The 24,013-nt window shown below is 65.4% G+C and carries 27 protein-coding genes; 13 read left to right on the top strand and 14 right to left on the bottom strand.

What is annotated here, in order from left to right:
- Positions 1 to 14: 14 nt before the first annotated feature.
- The 4 genes from ACSC1Y_RS02455 to ACSC1Y_RS02440 all read right to left on the bottom strand — a co-directional run bounded on the left by ACSC1Y_RS02455 (position 15) and on the right by ACSC1Y_RS02440 (position 3,167).
- Complete coding sequence (locus tag ACSC1Y_RS02455) at positions 15 to 326, bottom strand: chorismate mutase (RefSeq protein ID WP_435333013.1); 312 nt, start codon at positions 324 to 326, stop codon at positions 15 to 17.
- Positions 284 to 1,147, bottom strand: coding sequence for a shikimate kinase (locus ACSC1Y_RS02450; RefSeq protein ID WP_435333012.1), 864 nt, complete (start codon positions 1,145 to 1,147; stop codon positions 284 to 286). The genes ACSC1Y_RS02455 and ACSC1Y_RS02450 overlap by 43 nt, the downstream gene beginning before the upstream one ends.
- A 70-nt stretch (positions 1,148 to 1,217) precedes the next feature.
- A complete protein-coding gene (locus ACSC1Y_RS02445) occupies positions 1,218 to 2,198 on the bottom strand; it encodes an NAD-dependent epimerase/dehydratase family protein (protein WP_435333010.1) in 981 nt (326 codons plus the stop codon).
- Positions 2,199 to 2,231: 33 nt separating this feature from the next.
- Positions 2,232 to 3,167, bottom strand: coding sequence for a DNA-3-methyladenine glycosylase family protein (locus tag ACSC1Y_RS02440; RefSeq protein ID WP_435333009.1), 936 nt, complete (start codon positions 3,165 to 3,167; stop codon positions 2,232 to 2,234).
- A gap of 154 nt (positions 3,168 to 3,321) precedes the next feature.
- Between ACSC1Y_RS02440 and ACSC1Y_RS02435 the strand changes: the two genes are divergently transcribed.
- Positions 3,322 to 3,798, top strand: coding sequence for a DUF555 domain-containing protein (locus ACSC1Y_RS02435; protein WP_435333008.1), 477 nt, complete (start codon positions 3,322 to 3,324; stop codon positions 3,796 to 3,798).
- A 119-nt stretch (positions 3,799 to 3,917) separates the two neighbouring features.
- Here ACSC1Y_RS02435 and ACSC1Y_RS02430 read toward each other — a convergent pair whose 3' ends face one another.
- On the bottom strand, positions 3,918 to 4,157 hold the full coding sequence (locus ACSC1Y_RS02430; protein ID WP_435333006.1) for a UPF0058 family protein: 240 nt from the start codon (positions 4,155 to 4,157) through the stop codon (positions 3,918 to 3,920).
- 278 nt (positions 4,158 to 4,435) lie between these two features.
- Here ACSC1Y_RS02430 and ACSC1Y_RS02425 point away from each other — a divergent pair, with 278 nt between their 5' ends.
- A complete protein-coding gene (locus ACSC1Y_RS02425) occupies positions 4,436 to 4,840 on the top strand; it encodes a translation initiation factor IF-2 subunit beta (RefSeq protein ID WP_435333005.1) in 405 nt (134 codons plus the stop codon).
- Here the strand turns inward: ACSC1Y_RS02425 and ACSC1Y_RS02420 are convergent, their stop codons facing one another.
- From ACSC1Y_RS02420 to ACSC1Y_RS02400, 5 genes are all read right to left on the bottom strand, one after another.
- Positions 4,841 to 5,020: a DUF7836 family putative zinc-binding protein gene (locus tag ACSC1Y_RS02420; RefSeq protein WP_435333004.1), complete on the bottom strand. Its 180-nt coding sequence runs from the start codon at positions 5,018 to 5,020 to the stop codon at positions 4,841 to 4,843.
- Positions 5,021 to 5,124: 104 nt separating this feature from the next.
- A complete protein-coding gene (locus ACSC1Y_RS02415) occupies positions 5,125 to 6,087 on the bottom strand; it encodes a transcription initiation factor IIB (RefSeq protein WP_435333003.1) in 963 nt (320 codons plus the stop codon).
- A 359-nt stretch (positions 6,088 to 6,446) separates the two neighbouring features.
- Complete coding sequence (locus ACSC1Y_RS02410) at positions 6,447 to 6,758, bottom strand: DUF8036 family membrane protein (RefSeq protein ID WP_435333002.1); 312 nt, start codon at positions 6,756 to 6,758, stop codon at positions 6,447 to 6,449.
- 55 nt (positions 6,759 to 6,813) lie between these two features.
- On the bottom strand, positions 6,814 to 7,125 hold the full coding sequence (locus ACSC1Y_RS02405) for an ArsR/SmtB family transcription factor (protein ID WP_435333001.1): 312 nt from the start codon (positions 7,123 to 7,125) through the stop codon (positions 6,814 to 6,816).
- A gap of 75 nt (positions 7,126 to 7,200) precedes the next feature.
- The gene (locus ACSC1Y_RS02400; protein WP_435332999.1) at positions 7,201 to 7,485 is read right to left on the bottom strand and encodes a DUF357 domain-containing protein; all 285 of its coding nucleotides are present in this window, start codon (positions 7,483 to 7,485) and stop codon (positions 7,201 to 7,203) included.
- Positions 7,486 to 7,647: 162 nt separating this feature from the next.
- On the opposite strand from ACSC1Y_RS02400, the gene ACSC1Y_RS02395 reads away from it, so the two are divergent.
- A complete protein-coding gene (locus ACSC1Y_RS02395; protein ID WP_435332997.1) occupies positions 7,648 to 8,271 on the top strand; it encodes a DUF6230 family protein in 624 nt (207 codons plus the stop codon).
- Complete coding sequence (locus tag ACSC1Y_RS02390; protein WP_435332995.1) at positions 8,268 to 8,771, top strand: DUF6114 domain-containing protein; 504 nt, start codon at positions 8,268 to 8,270, stop codon at positions 8,769 to 8,771. Before ACSC1Y_RS02395 ends, ACSC1Y_RS02390 begins: the two co-directional genes overlap by 4 nt.
- Here ACSC1Y_RS02390 and ACSC1Y_RS02385 read toward each other — a convergent pair.
- Positions 8,754 to 9,410: a helix-turn-helix domain-containing protein gene (locus ACSC1Y_RS02385; RefSeq protein ID WP_435332994.1), complete on the bottom strand. Its 657-nt coding sequence runs from the start codon at positions 9,408 to 9,410 to the stop codon at positions 8,754 to 8,756. The genes ACSC1Y_RS02390 and ACSC1Y_RS02385 overlap by 18 nt on opposite strands.
- Before the next feature lie 136 nt (positions 9,411 to 9,546).
- Between ACSC1Y_RS02385 and ACSC1Y_RS02380 the strand changes: the two genes are divergently transcribed.
- From ACSC1Y_RS02380 to ACSC1Y_RS02355, 6 genes are all read left to right on the top strand, one after another.
- Positions 9,547 to 11,427 (top strand): hypothetical protein, encoded by a 1,881-nt coding sequence (locus ACSC1Y_RS02380; RefSeq protein ID WP_435332993.1) that lies wholly within the window; start codon positions 9,547 to 9,549, stop codon positions 11,425 to 11,427.
- Between the two features lie 162 nt (positions 11,428 to 11,589).
- A complete protein-coding gene (locus ACSC1Y_RS02375) occupies positions 11,590 to 12,948 on the top strand; it encodes a TIGR00341 family protein (protein ID WP_435332992.1) in 1,359 nt (452 codons plus the stop codon).
- 159 nt (positions 12,949 to 13,107) lie between these two features.
- Positions 13,108 to 14,433: an FAD-dependent oxidoreductase gene (locus ACSC1Y_RS02370; protein WP_435332991.1), complete on the top strand. Its 1,326-nt coding sequence runs from the start codon at positions 13,108 to 13,110 to the stop codon at positions 14,431 to 14,433.
- 54 nt (positions 14,434 to 14,487) lie between these two features.
- Positions 14,488 to 16,086 (top strand): ATP-binding protein, encoded by a 1,599-nt coding sequence (locus ACSC1Y_RS02365; RefSeq protein WP_435332990.1) that lies wholly within the window; start codon positions 14,488 to 14,490, stop codon positions 16,084 to 16,086.
- A gap of 114 nt (positions 16,087 to 16,200) precedes the next feature.
- Positions 16,201 to 16,488 (top strand): DUF7545 family protein, encoded by a 288-nt coding sequence (locus tag ACSC1Y_RS02360; protein WP_435332989.1) that lies wholly within the window; start codon positions 16,201 to 16,203, stop codon positions 16,486 to 16,488.
- Positions 16,489 to 16,599: 111 nt separating this feature from the next.
- Positions 16,600 to 17,547 carry a nucleotidyltransferase domain-containing protein gene (locus ACSC1Y_RS02355; RefSeq protein ID WP_435332988.1) on the top strand — a complete coding sequence of 316 codons (948 nt, stop codon included), beginning with the start codon at positions 16,600 to 16,602 and terminating at the stop codon, positions 17,545 to 17,547.
- Here the strand turns inward: ACSC1Y_RS02355 and ACSC1Y_RS02350 are convergent.
- Together ACSC1Y_RS02350 and ACSC1Y_RS02345 are read right to left on the bottom strand one after the other, a co-directional pair.
- Positions 17,544 to 17,738, bottom strand: coding sequence for a hypothetical protein (locus ACSC1Y_RS02350; protein ID WP_435332987.1), 195 nt, complete (start codon positions 17,736 to 17,738; stop codon positions 17,544 to 17,546). The two genes, ACSC1Y_RS02355 and ACSC1Y_RS02350, sit on opposite strands and share 4 nt — an antisense overlap.
- Before the next feature lie 85 nt (positions 17,739 to 17,823).
- Positions 17,824 to 18,486, bottom strand: a complete 663-nt coding sequence (locus ACSC1Y_RS02345) for a 2,5-diamino-6-(ribosylamino)-4(3H)-pyrimidinone 5'-phosphate reductase (protein ID WP_435332986.1) — start codon at positions 18,484 to 18,486, stop codon at positions 17,824 to 17,826.
- A 78-nt stretch (positions 18,487 to 18,564) separates the two neighbouring features.
- Between ACSC1Y_RS02345 and ACSC1Y_RS02340 the strand changes: the two genes are divergently transcribed.
- From ACSC1Y_RS02340 to ACSC1Y_RS02330, 3 genes are read left to right on the top strand one after another with little or no spacing between them, the layout of a single operon-like run.
- Positions 18,565 to 19,842 carry a Single-stranded DNA binding protein gene (locus ACSC1Y_RS02340; RefSeq protein ID WP_435332985.1) on the top strand — a complete coding sequence of 426 codons (1,278 nt, stop codon included), beginning with the start codon at positions 18,565 to 18,567 and terminating at the stop codon, positions 19,840 to 19,842.
- Positions 19,839 to 21,545 (top strand): RPA family protein, encoded by a 1,707-nt coding sequence (locus tag ACSC1Y_RS02335; RefSeq protein ID WP_435332984.1) that lies wholly within the window; start codon positions 19,839 to 19,841, stop codon positions 21,543 to 21,545. The genes ACSC1Y_RS02340 and ACSC1Y_RS02335 overlap by 4 nt, the downstream gene beginning before the upstream one ends.
- Positions 21,545 to 22,288: a metallophosphoesterase gene (locus ACSC1Y_RS02330; RefSeq protein WP_435332983.1), complete on the top strand. Its 744-nt coding sequence runs from the start codon at positions 21,545 to 21,547 to the stop codon at positions 22,286 to 22,288. The genes ACSC1Y_RS02335 and ACSC1Y_RS02330 overlap by 1 nt, the downstream gene beginning before the upstream one ends.
- Here the strand turns inward: ACSC1Y_RS02330 and ACSC1Y_RS02325 are convergent.
- On the bottom strand, positions 22,276 to 23,961 hold the full coding sequence (locus ACSC1Y_RS02325) for an ICP22 family protein (RefSeq protein WP_435332982.1): 1,686 nt from the start codon (positions 23,959 to 23,961) through the stop codon (positions 22,276 to 22,278). The genes ACSC1Y_RS02330 and ACSC1Y_RS02325 overlap by 13 nt on opposite strands.
- Between the last annotated feature and the right edge of the window lie 52 nt (positions 23,962 to 24,013).

The raw sequence follows: 24,013 nt of genomic DNA, 5'->3' as shown, positions 1-24,013 counted from the left end.
CCGCTGTTTCAGATTCAGTTGCCACGTTCGCTTCGTTGTTCGACCTTGTTCAACTCGATGAGCAGCCGGAAGATGGCCTTCACGAGGTTCGAATCGACCTCGAACCGTTCGGCGTTCGCGCCGGCGCGGTCCATCACCGCCTGCTCCTGCGCTTCGTCCGTGGTCGGCAGGTTCCGCTCCGCTTTGACCTGCGCGATGGTGTCGGCGACGTACGTCCGTCTCGCGATGAGTTCGACGATGTCGCGGTCTATCTCCTCGATCTCCTCGCGGAGCTCGTCGAGGGTCATGTCGTCTGGCAGCCGGTCTGTCGTGTCGTCGTGAGCCATGTCGTACCTTCTCTCTGGTTCCAGATGTCTGCGAGCGATTCGAGTGCGTCCTTCTCGCCGAGCGCGACGAAGCTCGGTCCCGTTCCCGACAGCGAGACACCGTCGACGGCGGGCAGCGCCTCGACGAGCGGGTCGGTCGGGAAGCCGAGCGCGGCACAGAAGGCGAAGCCGTTGACCGTCATCGCCTCGCCGTAGCGGCCGTCGAGCGCGAGCTCTTCGACAAGCTGCGCCATCGGCGCGACGCGCTTGCAGCGGTCGACGTCGGCGTCCGCGCTGAACGCCTGCTGGTCGGGCCACCAGACGAGCGCGTGCGAGTCGAGCGCCTCGTGGGCGAGCAGTTCGTCCCGCGAGTTGTCGGTGACGGTGACGCCGCCCAGCATGCTGGCGCTGGCGTCGTCGAACGCGCCGGTCACGGTGACGCCGGCGTCTTTCGCGGCCTGGACCCCGAGTCGGCACGCGTCTACGGGGTCCGGGTCGACACCGAGTGCCGCGGCGGTCGCCATCACGGTCGCGTTCGCGGCCGCGCTCGAGGACTTGAGGCCGGCGGCCATCGGGACCTCGCTCTCGGTCCGGATGCGTGCGCCGGTCTCTTCCTCCCGGTCGGCGCCCCAGCGGTCGACGGCCAGCTCGGCGCACCGTTCTATCAGTCGGGTATCGGCGTCGGGGTGGTCCGCGACCTCGCCCGCGAACGTCCCCGAGCCGTCGAGGTCGACCTCGGCGGTCGTCTCCAGGTCGATAGCGAAGGCGCTTCCGTGACCCGTCGCGAGGGCGTTGAGTACCGTGCCCGCGGCGGGGGCGGTCGCGCGGCCGTGGCCGTCCATGTCACACCGGACTACGGTCGGGAACTTGGGGGTTGCGGTGGCCGCGATATCGGCCAGTGTCGGCCCGGGTCTACGACAGGCCCAGCTCCCGCTGTTCGTGCTCCAGCGTCTCTCTGAGTCCCGTCTCGAACGGGCGGTGCTCGAGCCCCAGCTCGCGCTTCGCCTTCGCGTTGTCGCCGAGGTAGGTCGTCCCGCCGAGGACGCGGAGCGCCTCCGAGCTGTAGTTCTCCGGAAGGGAGACGACCCGTTCCGCGACGCTGGCTACCCGCGAGAGCGCACGGAACCACCGCGGTGAGATGGCTCTCGGCGGTTTCCGTCCGACTATCTCGCTCGCCACGTCGAACGCCTCGACCAACGTGTGAGGCTCGCCGGCGACGATGTACTCCTCACCCGGGTCGCCCCGCACCATCGCCAGGACGTGCGCTTCGGCGACGTCGTCGACGTGCGACCAGCAGTAGGCGGTCTCGCGGGGGACGACCGGAAGGTCGCCGCGGAGCCAGTCGACCCACACCTCTCGCAGCTGGCTGGTATCGCCGGGGCCGTAGACGACCCCGGGCATGACCGTCACGAGTGGGAGCCCTTCCTGGGCCATCGGTTCGGCGACCTCGTAGTGGGCGCGCCACTTCGTCTCGTCGTAGACCGAGAGGTGCTCGCCGTCGAACCGGTACTCCTCGTCGACGAGGATGCCCTTCGTGTCGGAGTTGACCGCGAGCGTGCTGGTGTAAACGGCCTTCGGGATGCCAAGCTCGTCCACCAGTTCGAGGACGTTCCTGGTCCCCTCGACGTTCACGGCTTCGGCGAGCGTCGAGTCGTGCGCGCCGACCCGATACCACGCGGCGAGGTGGAACACGCCGTCCGTGCCCGACATCGGTTCGCGCATGCTCTCCTTGTCGGTGATGTCACCGCTGTAGACGTCCGCACCCAGCTCTGCGAGGTCGACAGCGTCCTCCGGTCGCCTGACGAGAACCGCGACCTCGTGTCCCTCGTCGAGCAAGCGTCGAGCGAGTCTCCCGCCGACGAACCCGGTCGCTCCGGTGAGGAAGTATCGCATACCACTGTTCCGCCGGTACCCCCTATCAACCTTTCACTCGTCGCGAGTTCGAAGCAGGTGGAACACGTACGTCTGGACGTAGCCGGCGTACCGGCCGCCGAACCGTTCTCGCAGCGCGCGAGAGGTCTCGGCGTAGCTCCCACGGTCGCAGTCGGGGTAGTAGTCGGCGACGACGGTCTGCATCCACGTATCGAGCGGGATGGCCTCGAGGTAGCCGAGCGAGAACAGCAGGATGCAGTCCGCGACCTTGTCGCCGACGCCGACGAAGGTGGTCATCGCGTCGCGCGCCTCCTCGTATGGCAGGTCGAAGAAATCCGCAGGATGCGCAGCTCCCTCCGCGACCAGCTCGGCCGTCCGCTGGACGTACGGGGCACGGTAGCCGAGGCCCAGGTCACGCAGGTCAGATTCGGTCGTGGCCGCAAGCTGGTCGGCGCGGGGGAACGCGTGGTAGGTCCGGCCGTCGAACTCGACCTCGGTCCCGTAGGCGCGCGCGAGCGCCGAGACCATCTCGTGGATGCGCTCGACGCGCATCTGGGCGGAGCAGATGAACGAGACGAGACAACCGAACGGCGGATCGCGCACCAGTCGGAGTCCCCGGTAGGCGTCGTAGGCTTCGTGGATGAGCTGGTCGTCGGGGGCGTCCGCGACGATGGCGTCGAGGTCGTCGTCGAGCCGCAGCAGGAAGACGAGCAGGTCGTGTGCGTCACAGGTCGCCTCCCATTCGAGCGTGTCGCCTCTCACCCGCGCGCGGACGACTTCCGGCGAATCGCCGGGGACGGGGACGGCGTCGCGGTCCTTCTCGTCGAGGTCGAGAACGGTGTAGTACCAGGGCGAGTCCGCGTCGTCGGAACCGGCGGTGTAGGCCTCGCCGTCTTCTCGTCGCCAGAGGTAGGACTGTCCGCTCTCGAGGGTCGCGTGCAGGTCGAGCCCACCGGACAGTGACGAGAGCGGTATCGTGCCGGACTCCATCACCCGAGGGTTGGCGCTGCGGCGTATCCCGCTTTCGGAAAGCGGACGAGCCGATGTAGGATGGTTGAGAGACGACGCCCACACCGACGCGCCGCCTGGTGGTCGCAACGTCTCAAGGTGAGGGTTTTTGGGCGTGCCTGTGTAACGTGCTCACATGAACTGCAGAGTAGTCGTCGAAGCTGCAGTGCCGGTCTACGACGTAGCGACAGAAGACGAGGCCATCCGCATCGCCATCTCGAAGACGGGCGAGATGCTGAATCCGGACCTCAACTACGTCGAGATAAACATGGGTACGCGTACGTCCCCCTCCGGCGACGAGCTCCTTCCAGCGTTCATCGCGGCGGACGAGGCGCTCGTCGCGCTGGAGCTGGAGATGACCGTGTTCAACGTCGAGCGCGAGGAACACGCTGCGCGTATCGCTCGCAAGGAGATAGGGATGCGGCTCGAGAACATCCCGCTCGAGATTCTCGACGTCGAGATACTCGAAGAGGACGACGACGAGGACGAGGAGTCGGCCGACACGCCGACTGACGAGTCGTCCGACGAATCCATCGCCGTCGAAGAGGCCGCACGGGCGGACGGGAACAGCGAGGAGGAGATACTCCCCGAGTTCGAAGACCTCATCGAGTGAGAACGCGTTACGGACGAGCTGAGGAAGACAGGATACCCCGTCCCGGAGTCTGGGTCAACGGCCGACGACGGTTGTCACTGCTGGAGAGATAGATTGCAGCGTAGAACCGGCCTGCAGATTCAGTCCGCGGAGACGGCGACCGTCTCCTCTTCTTCCGTACCGTGCATGTCGGACGTGATGCCCGATGCGAGAGCGAAGACTGCCGCCTTGTGGTCAGTCTTCGATTTGTGAATCGACGTTGGACGAATTCCGAGCGACTCGTACTCGTCGAGCGAGAGAGTGCCGTCTGTTCGTGTGTCGTAGTGATTGCTTACCTCAGCGAGCAGGCCGTGAAGGTGAATGAGCTCCTGCTTCTTCATAACCAAAATAGGGTTGTAGTTCAAGGGTTATATTATTATCCTGAGTCCCGTTAGCACACTCCGTCGATAGATGGCCCGTAGAGATAGATAGAGGGCATGTGAAATACATGGATTCTGTTGAATTTATCTCTATTGGTAACGATGTAATATCTTGCCAGGTGTGTCAATATGTGACACTCGAACCGAGCTGACCGGCCGCGTCAGGCCCGAGAGCGCCCGCTGCACTCGGACCAATCGAGGTATGAACGCTTTTACTCGGTTCGGACGAACGACCGCACATGGATTACGACGACCAGCTCGACAGAGCGATGGACGCGTCGTCGGCAGACCAGGCTGAAGGCGACCGGTTCGTCGTTCCGGACCCGAGCGTCCGCCAGGAGGGGAGCGTTACCGTCTACGAGAACTTCGCCGAGACCGTCGACGCCCTGAACCGTGCGCCGGCGCACCTCCTTCGACAACTACAGACCGCGTTCGGGACGAGCGCCGAACTCGACGGGGCGGGGGGCGCCCGGTTCACGGGCGCGTTCACCGACGGCCGAATCGAAGACGAGCTGGACGAGTACGTCGAGACGTTCGTTCGGTGTGGCGCCTGCGGCTCGCCGGACACGCGATTGCGTCCCGATGGGACGACAGAACTGAAGTGTGACGCGTGCGGCGAACTCACTGCACTGCCGCAGTCGTAGTTACTGGAGCTGGCGGAGCGTTTCGAGGTCGTGCTCTGTCCGCATGAACTCGGCCAGCCGTCGGGTGGCGTGGCAGTTCGTACAGCTGTAGTTCTCGCGCGGGGTGGAGAGATCTCCTGGCAGGGACTCCCAGTCTTTCCCGCACTCTGGACACAGAAGGCGGACGTAGGTTTCCACCATGGGAATCTCTAACACTGCGAGCCGTGAAAAACTTTGCCGCAAGGTATCGCGGTATCGAACCGTCACAGCGCGACACCCATCTCGGAGGGGGATACCGGCTGCGACTACGAGGTCAGCCCGAGGTCGGACGCGTCGAGCAGCTCCTTGTAGCGGTTGCGGATGGTGACCTCGGAGATGTTCGCCACGTCCGAGACCTGGTTCTGGGTGACCTTCTCGTTGGTGAGCAGGGCGGCTGCGTAGACGGCCGCCGCGGCGAGTCCGACCGGGGACTTCCCGGAGTGGATGCCGGCCTGCCGGGCGTTCTCGAGCAGCTGGCGGGCGCGGCGCTCTGCGTCGTCGGAGAGGCCGAGCTCGCTGGCGAACCGCGGGACGTAGTTCTCGGGGTCCGCCGGCTTGATTTCGAGCTTGAGCTCGCGGACGATGTACCGGTACGTCCGGGTCAGTTCCATCTTGTCGACGCGGCTGACGATGGCCATCTCGTCGAGCGAGCGGGGCGTCCCCGCCTGCCGGGCCGAGGCGTACAGTGCAGCCGTGGCGACGCCTTCGATGGAGCGTCCCGGGAGCAGGTCCTCGCCGAGGGCGCGGCGGTAGATGACCGATGCCGTCTCGCGGACGTTGTTCGGAAGGCCGAGCGAGCTGGCCATGCGGTCGATCTCGCCGAGCGCCTGCTTGAGGTTGCGCTCTTTGGAGTCGCGGGTGCGGAAGCGCTCGTTCCAGGTGCGGAGGCGCTGCATCTTCTGGCGCTGGCGTGAGCTGAGCTGACGGCCGTAGGCGTCCTTGTCCTGCCAGCCGATGTTGGTCGAGAGACCGTCGTCGTGCATCATCTTCGTCGTCGGCGCACCGACGCGGGACTTCTCGTCCTTCTCTTTCGAATCGAACGCTCGCCACTCTGGGCCGCGGTCGATGTTCGCGTCCTCGACGACGAGCCCGCACTCGGCGCAGGTGGTCTCACCGTGTTCCTCGTCGTAGATGAGGTTCCCCGCACACTCGGGGCAGGCAGTCGTCTCGGTCTTCTGCGCGGTCGCCTCTCGCTGGCCGCTGTATGTCTTTGTTATCGTGTCGCTCATGGAGTATCCCTCGTGGTGGGTGAGTCGCGCCCCGTGGGGTCGAAAAGCTCGGCCGAACGTGACGGCACTACTCACTCCAAGTAAGGGCGCAAAGTACTTAAAGTTATTGATTAGCTTAAATACTCTCGCACCAGAGCTTATCAGCACTTCGGATAGCCTGAAAAAGTTGACACCCGAGGGGATTACTGCAGAAATATAAGGATACCGCATACCTCGCGGTAGCTTTCCCGCGGTTGCAGCACCAGGACGGACCACTGGAAGCCGCGGAGGTGACGAGCGGCGACGGAGAGGGTGACGAGTGGCGACGAGTCGACGAAGTGAGTGCGGCAGGATGGGGTGGAAAAGGCCCGCTATCGGGGTCAATCCCAGGTGATCCACGCGAGGAACCCGAGCCCGACCGTCTCGAGCGCGTGGAGTATCATCTGCCACTGCCAGACGACCTGGGGGACGAAGCTATCGTCGTGCCACCAGGCGGAGAGCGTCGGGTCGATGAGGTAGTAGTAGAGAATGAGCAGGTTCTCCGCGAGTAAGAGGGTCGCGAAGACGAGCAGGCCCATCGTATGCTTCGACCTGAACTTCAGGAAGTTGCGGCCCCACACGTAGCCGAGGGCGCACAACAGCACGACGTTGGCGACGGTGGATGCCTTCGCCAGCGAGACCCAGATGCTCATCTAATCGCTCCTTTGCCGCTTTCGTGGATATACTCTTTCCCAATTTCGACCATAGTCACTCCACACGCTCCATGATGTCCTCGACCGTCTCCCAGTGGTGTCGTGCCTGCTCGGTCGGAAGGTATATCGCACCGTAATCGTCGCCGCTGTCCGTGACGATGCCGTTCTCGGCGAGCACGTCTAGGTGGTGTCGCACCGTCTTGTAGTCAAGGTCGAGGTCCTCAGCTAGCTGATTCGCGTTCCGTGGCCGTTCGTCGAGGGTCTTCAAGATGCGGACGCGGTTCTCGCCACCCCTCGTCCCGGTCAGTACGTACCACAGAACCGCCTCCATCGTCTCCCTCCTCACGTCCACCCAACGTAATTCCATCGACAGCGGTGAGACCAGACCGGGAGAGAACCGGAAACCACGGCCGGTTTCTGTCCATTCTCTGTCGTTGATGGGTTAGACCGTGAACAGGTGACCTTCGCGGGGTACGTCGAACAGACCGACGCGAGCCCCCGCATCGAGCCACGCGTGCCCGTAGGAGAACGCAGCGAGCGCGTTCACCCAGTCGTCGTGTTCGCGGAAGTGCTCACCGTCGTCGAGGTACGACTGCGCCATCTCCAGACAGTCGAGTGCCGCCACACCCATCGGTGTATCCGTCGGCGGTGCGACCTCGCAGGTGGCCAGTGCCTCCGAGAGCAGGTCGTGGTACCGGTTCGTCTTCTCGTGCAGATCCGCGGTCATGCCGAAACCGACGGGTGGTGCCGGGGTAAGGGCTTCGTCCTCGCTCGTGCCGCCAAAACTATCGATATCGGCATCTTCGGAGCGTCTCTTCGGGGCACTTCAAAGACCGCGCATTCACGTGAGAACCGTTACCGATGGCCACCAACTTCTTGTAGATGAACGATGGCAATCGATAGACACCGATTCATCGCGGTCTTCCTCGTGTCGAACATACTGATAACCGGCCTGCTCGCGGGGGTGGTCGCCGGCGGCGTCGCGGTCGCCGTCCCCACCGCCGGCGTCGGCGGGTTCACCGTCGAGTTCAACGAGTTGCAGGGCGAAGGGTTCCAGCAGTACGCGACCGTGGAGAACACGTCCGAATGCGACGCCTACCCCTCCGCAGTCGCACAGATCGATAGCGGGACCATCAAGGGACTGAAGCTCTACAAGGACGTGAAGATTCCCGAGGGAATGCCGGGTGGTGGTGACACCGTCAGGATGGCCATCACGTCGGACGAGACGGTCAGGTTCAGCGGTTTGACCCAGAAGTTCACCCACCTCCGCGCCGACCTCGCGTTCGACGACGGGCAGAAGATCACCACCGACGGCGGTAAGGACAACGACTTCGGCATCAACGCGGACAGCATCACCATTAGCAACGCCGAGATCAACGTCCAGTCTCAGTTCGTCAACAGCATCACGCTGGAAGGCTCGACCGTCAAGACTGTGGTCAATCCGGACGACAAGGCGGAGTTCCCGGAGACGGCCTGCGCCTCTGGCGGCAGCGACAGTGAGGAGGAACAATGACCAGTCTGGACGACGGTTCCAACGCGCGGGACCCATCCGCACGCGAACGCTTCGCGGCCTGGCGAGCTGAGCGGCCGTTCTGGGGCGGTGCCGTCCTCACCCTGGGCGGTCTCATCATCGGCATCATCCCGCTCGACCTGGCGCTCCGGTTCACGCTCGTGCCGAACCACTTCGGGTTCGTCGGGCTGATATTCGCCATCCTCGTGACCATCTGTGGGCTGACCGCGACGTTCAAGCCGGAGCTGTCGACGCCCGCCGGGGCGACGGGAATCCTCTTCTCGCTCGCCTCCCTATTCGGGGCGCTCGGGGGATTCCTAATCGGGATGTTCCTCGGGGCGCTCGGCGGGTCGCTCTGTGTGGCGTGGCGACCGCCCGCGGAGTTAGAGGAGGTTCGCGAGAACCGGCCGGGTCTCGTGACCCGGGTCAAGCGGGCTACGAACTCCGTCGTCGACCGGGCAGTGTCGGCGCGGTCCTCTGGTGCGTCAGCCGACGAGCGCTGAGAGGAGTCGGGATTCTGCTTTTCGGATGTGTTCGTCGACGGTACTCGTCGAACAGTCCAGCGCCTCCGCGATTTCGCATCGAGTGACCTCGCGAGGGACCTCGTAGTAACCGAGCTCGGCGGCGGTCTCAAGGACCTCCCGCTGTCGGTCGGTCAACGAGTCGAGCAGCCCGCGGTTCTCCGGACCGTACTGACCAGCCTGTTCGATGGTCACGTCGATCTCGTCCGGGAACTCGTGGAACGCCTGCTGGAGCATCGCCTGTTTCCCGGCGACCGTCACCCTGAGTGCCCGGTCGTCGACGAACTCGATGGGCGTCTCGACGATGAGGGCGTACCGCTCCGCGAGGTACATCAGCGTCCCGGCTGGCTCTCCGGGCTCGACGTAGGCGTAGAGGTAGAAACAGTCCTCGTACTGGTCCATCAGCTCCTGGTCGATGACCGAGTCGACTTCGCCAAGCGCGTCGAGAGCGGCATCTGGGTCGCCTTCGAGCTGGTAGAACAGGAGACCGTTCCCGTCCATGAGGGCGTTGACGTGGATGAGTCGTTTCCGACTGACACCGTCGACCTGGGCGAGGGCAGTTCCTGCGGGGTGGACACTGGGTCCGGGAGGGTCCAGGGTGAACGTGATGTACCGCATCATAATTGGTGATAGCCACTGAAGGCATTTAGTTATCTAGACGCTAATAGGTTTGTCCGGAAGGGTATGTAAAGAACCGGCTATTCATCAGTCAAGCCATACACGCCATCGCCTCGTCTGTTGATTCACCCGCTAATCAATGGTATCACACCCCACAGAACGACAGGTCGCCATCGCCCTCGTCGGCGTGGTCCTCCTCGCGCCGCTCTCGGTTCCGGTCGCCGCAGCGAGCGGGGCCAGCGGCGCCGGTAGCGCCGGTACTCAGACCCAGTCCGCGGACGGGTCACCGGTCTGCCTGGCCGACGTGACGCTATCGGAGGCGACCATGGACGCATATTCACAACACTCCACCGGCCTGCGGCCAACCGGCGCGGTCGTCGGTTCCGTGAGCGAAGACGGTGCACCGGACGATACGTTCCGGATAGAGACGACCCGAATCGATACGTCGGAGCTCTGCCTCTCCGTCGTCACAGTAGGAGACTCCTATGCTGTGCGCGTAGAGACGGCCAGCGCAGCGCTTCGGGACACAGTCATCGCCCTGCCGGGTAACGGGCTCCGCTTCGACGAGACCTCGGCCGACAGCATGACCGTGGTCGTCACGGTCGAATCGGCCACGCGACTCGCCACCCAGCTCCCCGTCTCCATCGTTCGGGGGGACTCCGGCGTTCGCATCATCCCGGACGGCGACGGCGACGACGGAGACTCCACCCTCCCTGGTGACGGTGTCACGGCACCGGGCGAGGGAACCGAACCGCTTCCCGGAGACGATGACGAACCGCTTCCCGGAGACGATGACGAACCGCTTCCCGGAGACGATGACGAACCGCTTCCGGTGGACGAGAACGAGACTGTCCCCGGCGACGTCAACGAGACTGTCCCCGGCGACGTCAACGAGACGCTCCCCGGCGACGTCAATGACACCGTTCCAGGAGACGTCAACGAGACGCTCCCTGGCGACGTCAACGACACCGTTCCAGGAGACGTCAACGAGACGCTCCCCGGCGACGTCAACGACACCGTTCCAGGAGACGTCAACGAGACGCTCCCCGGAAACACTAACGAGACGCTCCCGGACGAACCCGAGAACGTCACGGAACCGCTCCCTGAGGACGAGGTAGGCGACGTGGTGGACGACGGCTCGGATACGGTGGACGACACGACCGACGAGGTCGATAACGCCACCGATGACCTCGACGACACGGTCAACGACACCACTGACACCGTCGACGATACGGTCAACGACACCACTGACACCGTCGACGATACGGTCAACGACACCACTGATACCGTCAACGACACCGTGAGTGAGGTTTCCGACACCGTTGACGAGACGGTAGACAAGACCACTGACACCGTCAACGAAACGGTGGACGACACCACCGACTCCGTCGGCGACACTACTGACACCGTCAACGAGACGGTGAACGGTGAAGCCGAGGAAACTGGTGACCCGGTCGACCAGGGAACCGAGACGGTCGAGGATTCGACTGACTCGCTCGGAGACACGGCCGACGACGCCACCGACACCGTTGAAGAGACCACCGATACGGTCACCGACACTGTCGATGATAGCACCGATACGGTCACCGACACTGTCGACGATAGCACCGACTCGGTCTCCACCACCCTGGACGAAACGGCCAACACCGTCGACGAGACCGACGAAACCGTCGACGAGACGGCCGGTACCACGTCTACAACCGAAGAACCGACCGACGGTGCCACCGAAACGGCAGACGAACCGGCTGACACCGTGGAAGATACGACCGACAGCACCGATTCCGTCGACGAGTCCACCGATACTGTGGACCAGACTGTCGACACCACCACCGACGACACGACCACCACTACCGACGACACGGCCACCACCACCGTCGGCGAGACGGTGGACGACACCACCGAGACCGTCGACGGCTCTACCAACGACACGACCACCACCACGAGCACCGACACCGTCGACGACGCCACTGAAACCACCGACGAGGACGACGAGGAGGACGAGGACGACGGTCTGCTCTGACCAGCCCGACATCCTCCCATTCGCCTCTCGGTCGACCCGCACTTTTCTTCGTAGCGAGAGGAGACCCGTATCCGCTCGACGATCGACTCGAGAGTACCTGGTTGCGAGCAGGCCAATACTTGGCCCTACCATTATCAGTCAGGGAGTCGCATGACCTGACGAATGCGGCTCGTCCGTGTCCTCGTCCCAGACGAACAGGTTGGAGACCTCGTCGAGGTGCTGGATGAGGAGAACGTCGACTACGTCCTCACCTCGGAGACGCGTAGCGACGAGGACGACCACGTCCTGCTCGAGTTCCCGCTGCCGATGCAGGCCGTCGAGTACGTCCTCGACCAGCTCCGTGACGCGGGGCTGGACGACGGAGAGTACACCGTCATCTCGACCGCCGAGACCGCCAAGACCCGGAACTACGACGAGCTGGAGGACCGGTTCGTCGCGGGCGTCGAGGAGGACGACACCGTCACCCCCGAGGAGATCCGCGGAAAGGCCCTCGGGATGCACCGGAACGCGGTCGTCTACTACTCGATGACGCTGTTCAGCGCGGCCGTGGCCGCTATCGGCCTGTTGCTGGATTCGCCCGCGATCGTCGTCGGCGCGATGGTCATCGCCCCACAGGTCGGGCGCGCGCTCATCACCAGCGTCGGGATGGTGCTCAACGACCGGCGGATGATCAGCCTGGGTATCCGGACCCAGCTGGCCGGATACACGGTCGCCATCATCGGCACCACACTGCTCGGGCTCGCGATAAAGTCCGGCGCACTCGTGCCGGTCTCGTTGCAGGTCTCGTCGGTCGGCCAGGTCGCAAAGCGCATCTCACCCGGATTGCTCTCGCTACTCGTTGCGGTCTGTGCAGGGGGCGCGGGAGCGTTCGGCCTCGCGACGGCCCTGCCGGTCTCCCTCGTCGGCGTCATGATAGCCGCGGCGCTCATCCCGGCGGCGGCCGCGGTCGGTATCGGTCTCGCATGGGGCGAACCGGCCGTCGCCGTCGGTGCGTTCGTCCTGCTCGTCGCGAACGCCGTCGCGGTCAACATCTCCGGGTTCACCGTGCTCTGGTACCTCGGCTACCGGCCGGCGGAATGGGACGGTCCGCGAGACCTACTCGACGTGCGCGAGCACTGGCCGACGCTGTCCGCGCTGTTCATGCTCTTGCTCATCGTCACCGCCGCCGGAACGGTCCTCATGGGCAAGGCGTCGTTCGATTCCCAGACGAACAACGCCGTCTCGAAGGCGCTCGAAGCCGAGGAGTACGAGCGACTCGAGCTCGTCTCGGTGTCGACCGATATGACCGGTATCGACCTCGGTCAGGGCACCGAACGCGGGGTGACCGTCGTCGTGAACCGTCCGGCCGACCGGACGTACCCGGGTCTCGCCGGCAGGCTGGAGTCGAGAATCGAGCAACGGACCGGGACCGACGTCAGGGTCACGGTCCAGTTCACCGAGCAACAGATATCGGCCAGCCAGCAGCCGTCGAGCGATGGGTCGCAGGTGATGCGTGACGATACGGCGACCCTCGCTGGGTGACGCCGGGGACCGGGCGACAGCGCTCAGGTCGATTCGTCTCATTCTGCACTCGTAGCGATGGGGGCCCTGTGACCGAACGGTATGCCATCCCAAAACAGGTTGGCGCATCGAGTGCCCGACAACGCAACTATAAAACCCGTCTATCCAGTAGAATCGCCCATGACAGACGCGCCCCACGTCGAGATCTATACGAAGGAGAACTGCCCTTACTGTGACAAGGCGAAGGCGCTCTTCGACGAGAAGGGCGTCGATTACGTCACCTACAACGTGACAGGTGACGAGGAACTGTTCGACGAGATGGTCGAGCGCGCCGGCGGTCGCAAGACCGCGCCCGAGGTCTTCATCGACGACGAACTCATCGGCGGCTGGGACGATACGTCCGCCCTCGACGAGACGGGCGAACTCGACGAGAAGCTCGGAATCGCACGCGCGGACGGCACCGGCGACGTCGTCGAGCACCGCCGCATGATCATCGCTGGAACCGGAATCTCCGGCCTCACGGCCGCCATCTACGCTGCGCGGTCCAACAACGAGCCGCTCGTCATCGAGGGCGACGAACCCGGCGGGCAGCTCACACTGACCACGGACGTCGAGAACTACCCCGGCTTCCCCGAGGGCATCTCCGGCCCGGACCTAATCAACAACATGAAAGAGCAGGCGAAGAAGTTCGGTGCCGAGACGAAAAACGGCATCATCGCAGACGTCGACGCGTCGTCGCGTCCGTTCCGCGTCGAGATGAGCAACGGCGACGTCTACACCGCCGACAGCATCATCGCTGCGTCCGGTGCATCCGCCCGGATGCTCGACGTGCCCGGCCAGGAGGAGCTGATGGGCTACGGGCTCTCGACGTGTGCGACCTGTGACGGCGCGTTCTTCCGCGACGAGGACATGCTCGTCGTGGGAGGGGGCGACGCCGCGATGGAGGAGGCGTCGTTCCTCACGAAGTTCGCGAACAAGGTCTACATCGCCCACCGCCGCGACGAGTTCCGCGCCGAGGACGTCTGGATCGACCGCGTGATGAAGAAGGCCGAGAAGGGCGAGATCGAGGTGCTCTGGAACACCGAACTCACGGAGATTCACGGGACCAAAGAGGAGGGCGTCGACCACGTCACTCTCGTCGAGAATCCCGAAGGGCACCCGACAGAGAAGCTCGACGACCCCGGGACGAACGAGTACGACCTCGACGTCGGTGCGGTGTTCTACGCCATCGGCCACACGCCGAACACGGAGTACCTCGAGGGAACCGGTGTCGAGATGGACGGGGAAGGGTACCTGAAGACGAAAGGGGGCTTCGGTGGCGACCAGACCGCGACGGGCGTCGAGGGTATCTTCGGCGCTGGCGACGTCGTCGACTACCACTACCAGCAGGCTGTCACCGCTGCCGGCATGGGTTGCAAGGCCGCTATCGACGCCGACGAGTACCTCGAGAGTCTCCCGGCTGCCGGGGAAGCCGGAGCCGAATCCGCCGCGAAGGCCGACGATTAGCCTGTATACTCTGGTAGCCGTTTTTTAACGGTTCCCGACCTTTTTGCTACGACGATGGGTTCACGAGAGGCGAGTGCCGTCCAGCAGTACATCGACCGCTCGGTCGGCGTCGCCGTCCTCAACGACGAAGGGAGATACGTGTTCGCCAACGGGGCGTACGCCCAGCGACTGGGCTACGACGACCCAGCAATCCTCCTCGATACGGAGTGGCAAGAGACCCTCCCTCGGAAGACCCACGGAGTGTTCCGTGAAGGACTTTCCTCGATGGAACGGACTGGGAGATGGTTCGGTCGAATCGCCCGACCAGACGGCGTCGGACGGGAGGTCTCACGACTATCCCTCGTGAAGACGACGAACGGCGAGACGATCGTCGTGCTCAAACGTGGGCAAGAGCCATTGTCCCACGAGGAGCGCCTCGCCGCGCTGAGCGAGGCGAGCCGGGACCTGTTCGCGGCCGACGACGAGTCGGTCATCGCCCAGACGACCGTGAACGTCGCCGAGTGCGTCCTCGACCAGTCGTTCGTCTCCGTCTGGCTCAGAGACGGTGACTCGGGTCCATTGCACGGCGTCGCCGGAACCGATGGTGCTCGGGTCATCGACGGTGCCGAATCCCTCGACCTGCGCCCGATACACCCCAACACGTTCGAGATGAACGTGTTCGAGAACGACGAGCGCGTCCTCGTCGACAACTTCGAAGAGACGCCCGACCGTTCGCATCCCGACCTTCCGATCTCGACGACGCTGTTCGTCCCCCTCGGAACGCATGGCCTCCTCGCAACCGGGATCCCCCACGCAGGTCAGCTCGCCGATTCGACCGTCGAACTGCTCACCATCCTCGGGCGGAACGCCGGTGCGGCCCTCGAGCAGGCCGCACAGCGCCGAGCCCTCCGTGAACGGAACGAACGGCTCGACGAGTTCACCAGCATCGTGAGCCACGACCTCCGGAGTCCGTTGTCGGTGGTCGTCGCGTGTTCGGAACACGTCACCGAGACCGGCGAATTGGAGTACCTCGACGATATCCGCGATGCTGCGATGCGCATGGAACGGCTCATCGACGAGCTACTGACCCTCTCGAAGCAGGGGGCGGATATCGGCGAGAAGACCGAGGTTTCGCTCCACCGTGTCGCCCGCGCCGCCTGGTCGACCATCGACTCCGGCGAGGCCACACTCGAGGTGACGACCGACCGGACGGTGCTCGCGGACCGAGAGCGACTCAGGACGGCGCTCGAGAACCTGTTCCGGAACGCGATAGAACACGGAACGCCGGAACGCGATTCCGAGACGGGGGACGTCACAGAACGAAGTTCGCAGAGCCACCAGCAATCGGCCGCGGAGGCCATCGCCAACGGAGGGTCGAACGCCCAGGCGAACGACATCGACAGGAGAGGAGATGACGGTTCGCTGACCATCACAGTCGGGGCGAACGACGACGCTTTCTTCGTCGCCGACGACGGCCCGGGTATCCCCCCCGAGCATCGCTCCGAGGTGTTCGAGCGTGGCTTCACGACGAACCGCGACGGTACCGGATTCGGGCTCGCCATCGTTCGCCGCATCGCGGTCGCTCACGGCTGGAAGCTCCGACTGGAGGAGAGCGACGCCGGTGGAGCGAAGTTCAGCTTCGGCGGGGCGTTCGAGGACGAGGGACCGAAGTGACACTGGACCGAACTCGTCCATCGTCCTCGTTTTCTTCGAACCGTCGCCTCTCTCGTGGCGGGACAGGACAGCGAACCCACAGAGGCTTTACGGCCGCCGGACTTCGGGTGAACCATGGCAGACGACATCGAGACGGTTACGTTCAGTATCGAATCCGATGAGGACGCCGACGAAGTGACACTGCCGCTCGACCTCGTCGAGCTGCTCGCGGAGGGGGAACAGTCGCCCGCCGAGGTCGTCGGCGACATCACGATGCTCTCGTTCGCCTCCCGTGCGCACCACATCGTCCACCACGGCGAGGATGCCGACGAACACCTCGAGGCCGTCGAACAGAGCGCCATGGACCTCTTCGAAGAGCGCTTCGGCGTCACCTTCGGTGAGGCGACCGGTCACCAGCACTGAGCGAGACGCTCGTTCGGACCCGGCGCGGGTCCGTGGGTCGGCTCGGTCGACGACCCGCCGTGCCACCACACCACACTCGTCCTTTTTCCGACGGCCGCCGAACCTGTAGCCATGACCGTCGTTCTCCCCGGCCTCGACGATGCCCTGGCCGAGGTCGAATCGACCCACGACTTCACCGTGCTCGCCGCCCGCGACCTCGGCAGCCGCGCGTGGGGGCTCGACGACGACGGAAGTGACTACGACGTCGCCTTCCTGTTCAGACAGCCAGCCGCGGAATATGCGACGCTCCGGGGCTACGTCGAGACGGTCGAGACGAGCTACCCGCCCGCGCTCGAGCTGACCGGCTGGAACCTGACGCGGTTCGCGGAGTTGCTCGTCGAGTCGAATCCGACGGCCCTGGAGTTCCTTCACACGCCGGTTCGGTACCGGGAGTTCGAGCCGCTCGCGGCGCTCGAAACCGACGTGGCCGACGAGTTCGAGCGGATGCGCCTCTACCATCACTACCGGTCGCTGGCCGAGCGTCAGTTCCGGAAGTACCTCCAGCGCCGGCTGCTCGCGGACGGCGAACCGGCCTACGTCGTGGTCGATGAGACCGCCGACGAGTGGCTGTGCCGACCGACCGACGAGCCGGTGTCCCCCTCTCGAACAGCGGAATCGCTCGTCAGGGTCTCGAAGGGAGACGACCGGTTCGCGGCGGGCGCGTGCGACCAGACCGTGAAACGGACTCTCTACGTCGTCCGGGCGGTGCTCATCGCCAGGTACGTCCGGGATACCCACCGGTTCCCGACGCTCGACTTCCCCTCGTTCCTCGACGAGCTCGACGCCGTCGAACTCGTCGATGCGAGCATCATCCGGCGGACTCGCGACCTCGTCGCTCGAAAGCGAGCGGGTGAAGGCGACGAGGTGGTCGGACAGGTCTTCACCGAGGCGGAGCTGACGCTCCCGAAGACGATTCCGCCCGCGGAGCACGCGGTCGGTGGCATACCGGTCGCTCGCGTCGATTCCTTCGTCAGGGACGCACTCGAAAAATCGTCGATGGGTCGTGGGTCGTCAGCCTAGTCGTCGGACGGTGCTACGTAGAGGATCTCTGTCTCGAGGTCGAGTTCGATGTCCTCATCTTCGTCGCCGAGCGGTGGTTCCTCGGCCTTCTCTCCTGTAACCACCTTCTTCGCATACTCGATGTCCTCTTCGAGTATCTGGGATTCCTTACCGAGGTGCTTGCGTTCGCGTCCACGCTTGGTGTCTCCCATGACAATGGGTACCTAAGCACAGTGCCCATGTAACTCTATCGCCCAACTATCTGGTGAATCCACCACGAACGTCGCGGCATCCCAGTCACAGTACCTTCCAGCGGAGCAGGACGCCGTCGTCCATCGCATCGATTCCCTCCAGGTCGAGTTCCGGAAAATCGTCGACGAACCCCTCGCCATCGGCCAGCGTCGGCGCGTCTCGACCGCCGACCACGAGCGCGCCGACGTAGACCGTCATCTCGTCCACCAGCCCGGCTTCGAACAGCGAGAAGATGAGCTCGCCGCCGCCTTCGACCATGAGGCGTTCGATGCCGTGCGTTTCGAGCGAGTTGAGCGCCTCGCCGAGGTCCACACGCTCGTCACCGGCGACGACGACCGTCGCGCCGGCCGCCTCGAGTGCCTCGACTCGGTCGTCTGGGGCGGCCGAACCCACCAGAACGTACGTCTCGGCTGACTCGTCGAGGATGCGGGCGTCCGTCGGGGTCCGCGCCCGCGAGTCGGCAACGATCCTGGCAGGCTGTCGACTCAATCCCTGTGCCTCCCGCTTGTCCAGTCGCTCGGAGGCGTCCACGGTCAGCGAGGGGTCGTCGGCGAGCACGGTTCCGACGCCGACCATGACGCCGTCGTTCTGCGCCCTGATGTGGTCGACGCGCTCGAAATCCTGCGACCCGCTGATTTTGAGTTGTTCCCGCGTGCGGGCGGCGAGCTTGCCGTCGGCGCTCATCGCGGCGTTGACGTGGACGTACATGGTTCCGGGTACGGGGTCCGCGATGAATGGATTTCGGTCCCACGAATCCTTTTAAACGATGGCGCCGAACGAGTTGCCATGAGTCTCGACGACCGCGCCGAGGAGCTCGCCTCCGACCTTGGCGTCGACAAAGAGGAGGTCAAATCCGACCTGCAGAACCTGCGCTCGTACAGCGTCCCGATGGACGAGGCCGTCCAGAGCCTTCGCCGAAAGTACGGCGACGACTCGGGTGGCGGCGGCGGCTCCGCACCGTCCGAGAAACAGATTGCCGACATCGCCCCGACTGACTCCAGCGTGAGCGTCACGGGGCGCGTCCTGACGGTGGGCAAGCGGTCCATCCAGGCACAGGGCGAGGAGACGGTCATCTTCGAGGGTGAACTCGCCGACGAGACCGGGAAGATATCCTACACCGCGTGGACCGACTTCGGGCTCACCGCCGGAGACACGGTCCAGGCGGGCAACGCCGGCGTCCGCGAGTGGGACGGCAAGGCCGAGTTGAACCTCGGTGAGAGCACGTCGCTCTCGTTCCTCGAGGAAGCGCTCGAGGTCCCCTACGACGTCGGCGGCGAGGCGACCCTCCGGGACCTTCGCTCCGGCGACCGCGGCGTGACCGTAGAGGTCGCCGTCGAGGAGGTCGAACGCCGGACCATCGACGGCCGGAACGGCGAGACGGACATCCTGAGCGGGGTCTTCGGCGACGAGTCCGGCCGGCTCCCGTTCACCTGCTGGGAGGTCGACCCGGCCATCGAGGCGGGCAAACCGGTCCGTATCGAGAACGCGTACGTCCGTGAGTACCGTGGTGTCCCGGAGGTCAACGTCTCCGAGTTCACCACCGTCACCGAACTCGACCGCGACGTCTCGGTCGGTTCGGCCGCGAGCGAGATGTCGATAGCCGAAGCGGTCGCTTCCGGCGGCATCTACGACGTGGCGCTCGTCGGGAGCGTCATCGCGGTCCGCGAGGGGTCCGGCCTCATAGAGCGCTGTCCCGAGTGCAACCGCGTCGTCCAGAACGGGCAGTGCCGCGCCCACGGCGACGTGGAGGGCGAGGACGATCTGCGCGTGAAGGCCATCCTCGACGACGGGAGTTCGACCGCGACGGTCGTACTCGACCGCGAACTGACCGAACAGGTGTACGACGGCACCATCGAGGACGCGAAGGCGCAGGCCCGCGAGGCGATGGACAAGGAGGTCGTGGCAGACAGCATCCGCCAGCACATCGTCGGACGCGAGTACCGGGTCCGTGGCCACTTCTCGGTCGACGACTACGGTGCGAACCTCGACGCGACCGAGTTCGGCCGGACGGAGGACGACCCCGCCGACCGTGCTGCTGCGCTGCTCACGGGGGTCGAAGCATGAGCCAGATACAGCGCCGCGAGGTCGCCTACAGACTATTCGCGAACGAGTTCGACGACGCGACGCTCTCACACCAGGAGTCCGACGAGGAGCGCGCCCCGAACTACGTCGTGACCCCGACCGGTGCCCGCGCGAACCGGATGTTCGCGGTCGGCGTCCTGACCGAGGTCGAATCGGTCAACGACGACGTGCTCCGCGGCCGGGTCGTCGACCCGACCGGTGCGTTCGTCGTCTACGCCGGCCAGTACCAGCCCGACGAGATGGCGGTCCTCGAGTCGACCACGCCGCCGGCGTTCGTCGCCATCACCGGGAAGGCACGGACCTTCTCGCCGGACGACTCCGACCGCGTGTTCACCTCCATCCGCCCGGAGAGCATCAACGCGGTCGACGCCGACACCCGCGACCGCTGGGTCGTAACCTGCGCGGAGAAGACGCTCCAGCGTATCGCCACGATGGCCGAGGCCGCGACGATGGACGCGACCGGCGACGAGCTCCGCCGTGCCCTCGAAGCGGAAGGTGTCCCGCCGGGGCTGGCCGCGGGTATCCCGCTCGCACTCGACCACTACGGGACCACGCCGGCGTACCTCGCCGGTCTGCGCGAGGTCGCCCTCGACGCGGTCCGCGTCGTCGCCGGCGACCGGGACGAGGTCCGCGAGTTCTCGCTCGCACCGGACGAGTCCGGCGACGGGACGGCCACCTGGGAATCCCTGCGTGACCGCGACCGGAGCGCATTCGGCGTCGTCCCGGTCGATGCGAGGGCAGAGCCGGCCCCTTCGGAAACGGCCGACGAGGACGCACAGCCGACAGCGGAGGGTTCCGGGGCCGAGACGGCTGATGTCAGCCTGAGCGAATCCGGGTCCGACCTCGGCGAATCCGACGTCGACCTCGGCGAATCCGATACCGATGTGAGCGAGACTGATTCTGGGCCCTCCGAGTCCGCGAGCGAGCCGACGCCGTCGGAATCCGAGCCGGCCACTACCGAGCCGGAGACGGTCGCAGCGACCGCCAGCGCGTCGGGTGCATCGAGCACTGGAACCGAAGCCGAGTCGGAGCTCTCGGACGAGACCTCGGTCGGCGAAACCGGCGAGTCAGCCGAGACTGAACCGGAAGCGGCCGACACGGTAGCCGACGATTCGGCCGACGACGGCAGCCTCGGAGACTTCGAGCCGGGCGATCTGGGTGTCGAGGAGGAGCCCGAACCGGGGACCGTCGAGGCAGCAGACTCCGACGCCGGCGCGGACCCCGCGGCGGCCAGCGCCGACGGGATGTACCAGATGGACGACGAGGAGCGCGCCGAGATCGAAGCGGAGTTCGGAACCGAGTTCAGCTCCGGAAATGACGTACCCGATGCGGGCGAATCGGACATCGAGACGCCCGAACCGCCCGAGGAAGCCGAACCGGAACCGGCCACCGAGGACGCTGACGGGAGTTCCGAGGATGCAGCCACAGAATCGGCCGACGCCGGTGAGGCCGACGAAGACAGCGACGCCGACGCCGGTGACGAGGTCGACGTCGACCTCGACGACTACGTCATCGAGGTGATGTCGGACCTGGACGACGGTGACGGCGCGAACCGCGCCGCGGTCGTCGAACGGGTCGTCGCCGACACCGGTGCGACCGAAGACGAGGTCGACGACGCCATCCAGAACGCGCTCATCGGCGGGCACTGTTACGAGCCCGACGACGACACGCTCAAGCCGATCTGATGGCGAGCGTGGAGCCGGTCCCGGACAGTCCGGCAGCCGTCGTCGAGACGGCTGGCGACCGACTCCTCGTCGTCGCAGACTTTCACGCGGGTATCGAGGACGCGTTTCGGTACGAACGCGGGGTTCACGTTCAGAGCCACGCGTCCGACCGTCGGGAGGCAGTCCTCGCCCTCGTGCACGAGACCGAGCCGGACCGCTTCGTCGTTCTCGGCGACTTCATGCACTCCATCGGCGGTCCCGGCGGCGCGGAGCGTGGCGAGATAGAGGTTCTGCTCGAGGAGCTCCCGGTTCCGACGACCGTGGTGAAGGGGAACCACGACGGCGACCTGGAGACGTGGATCGACGCGGCGGTCACCGACGGCCGCGGGACGCGGATCGGCGACGTCGGTTTCACACACGGCCACACCTGGCCATCGCGTGAGGTACTCGCCGCCGACGTCGTCTGCATGGGACACGAACATCCGTGCGTGCGCCTGACCGACGAGGTCGGCGGTGGACGAATCGAGCGAGTCTGGCTCCGTGGTAGGCTCTCTCCGGACCCGTTCGCCGCCCACGACGAGTCGCTGATAGCGGACTGGCGAGACCCGTCGCTGGTGGTCTTTCCGGCGTTCAACGAACTCTGCGGCGGAACGTGGGTCAACGCGAACAACGATTTCCTCTCGCCGTTCCTCCCCGACGGGCTCGTCGGCGGTGATGCGTACCTTCTCGACGGGACGCGGCTCGGCCCGTATCAGCGGGTCTGACGCTCCGCCCGTTCTTCCTCGAGTTCCGCTTCGAGCGCGGTCAGGCGTGTCTGCAGGTCCTCGACGAGTTCGGTGAGTGCTTCGACCTCGGCTGCGGTCTCCGAATCGGCGGCATCGTCGGCGAACGGCTCGAACGTGCGACCCCAGGCCGGCGGGCCGTCGACCGGAACGCTCGCGGAAGTCTCGTCACCACCGTCCTCGGTCTCCGCAATCTCGGTCTCTGACACCTCATCGGGACCGGCCTCGCCCACTCCAGTCTCGCCCACTCTCGCCGTGGTCGGAGCGCCGGAGTCGAGCGGGTCAGGGCCATGAATCTGGCCCGTGGAACCGCTCCCTTCAGCATCGGCGGACTCACCGTCTGGGACGGGACTGGGGCCGGTTCGTAGCTCGGCGACGTCGGGCCACGTCGAAGGTCGGGTCGCGAAGTCGCTCTGCTCAGTCGCCACGACCCAGCGTATCTCGTCGTCGTCCGGCGGGTCGAACTCGACGTCACTCTCGGCACGTGCCTCCGACCCTGTCGATGTCCCGTCGTCCGCATCGTCCGAGCGTCCTTCGCGTGCCGGTTCCTCGGCCGGTGGACTATCTCCCGACGGGCTCGAGGCGGTCGAATCTGCCTCCGAGTCGACCGCCGCGAGCAGCTCGTCGATGCTCAGGTCGTCGTCGTCCCACAGCTCCGGGAAGGACGCCGCGTCGAGTTCAGCCTCGAGCTCCGCGGCATCGACCGGGTCGAAGGTGGACTGGAGCTCTTCGAACGTGCTCGCAGTGTCGGGCCCCATCGTCCCCGGCGGCGCGGGCAACGGCTGTGGCGCGTCCGACTCGAATAGCGGCGAGACGAGCACGTCCGACACCTGCTCGCGCTCGGCGAGGGAGGTGAGGATACGGTCGATCGGCTGGTCCGTCCTGATGACGGCCTCGACCACGTCTACCGTCCCCTCGCCGATGACGCGACGACCGCGGATGTCGAAGGCGTTCGCCAGCTCCTGCACCACGACGACGGCGCCGCCGCCGTGATATGTATCGCGCGTCTCGACGCGGACGAAGTGGTCGCCACGCGCGCCCGCTTCCGGTGCGAGATGTTCGAGGTCGTCGGTCGTGGGCCGGTCGAGGTCGCAGTTCCCCACGCGATGCACGGGGTGCGGCCAGGCCGTCGTGCCGTGGTCGACCGTTATCTGGAGGGCCGGCTCGGCCGAGTCCGGGGTAGACGTGGCAGTCGATTCGCCCAGGGAGCGGGCAACGTCGGCGCGCACGTCGGCGAACCGTTCGTCGGCGGTGAACGACCCATCGACGACGCGGAGGGTCGTCTCGACGCCGACCGGCCGCAGGGAGGGCGCGTTCGGGTCCGAGGTCCCCCTGACGTACGGCTCCGTCAGGAACCGGAAGACGTGTTCGGGTCGTTCGAGCCAGACCATGAACAGGGTGATGACGGTCTCACCCGGAGACACGGCTCCAGTGAAGACGAGTCTCCCGTCCTCGAACGCGGTCCAGTTCCGACCGCCATGGTCGGTGTGGACCGCGACGTGGTCGAACGTCACCTCGTCGGGTAACTGCTCTGTCAATCGTATCCCGACGGTCGAGTCGCGCTCCGATTCGAACGCGAACTTTATCGCCGGGAGCGGTTCAGTCGTCAGGTCGAGCCCCTTCTTCACCGTGACACCGTCCCATTCGGCGTCCACCGTGTATCCCCCATACCAGCCACCGGATACACTCATTACCTGACGAAGAGAG

The organism is Haloarchaeobius lipolyticus (assembly GCF_051208015.1).
In the GTDB taxonomy this organism is placed as follows: Archaea; Halobacteriota; Halobacteria; order Halobacteriales; family Natrialbaceae; genus Haloarchaeobius.
This window is presented reverse-complemented; position numbering and strand designations above follow the sequence as displayed.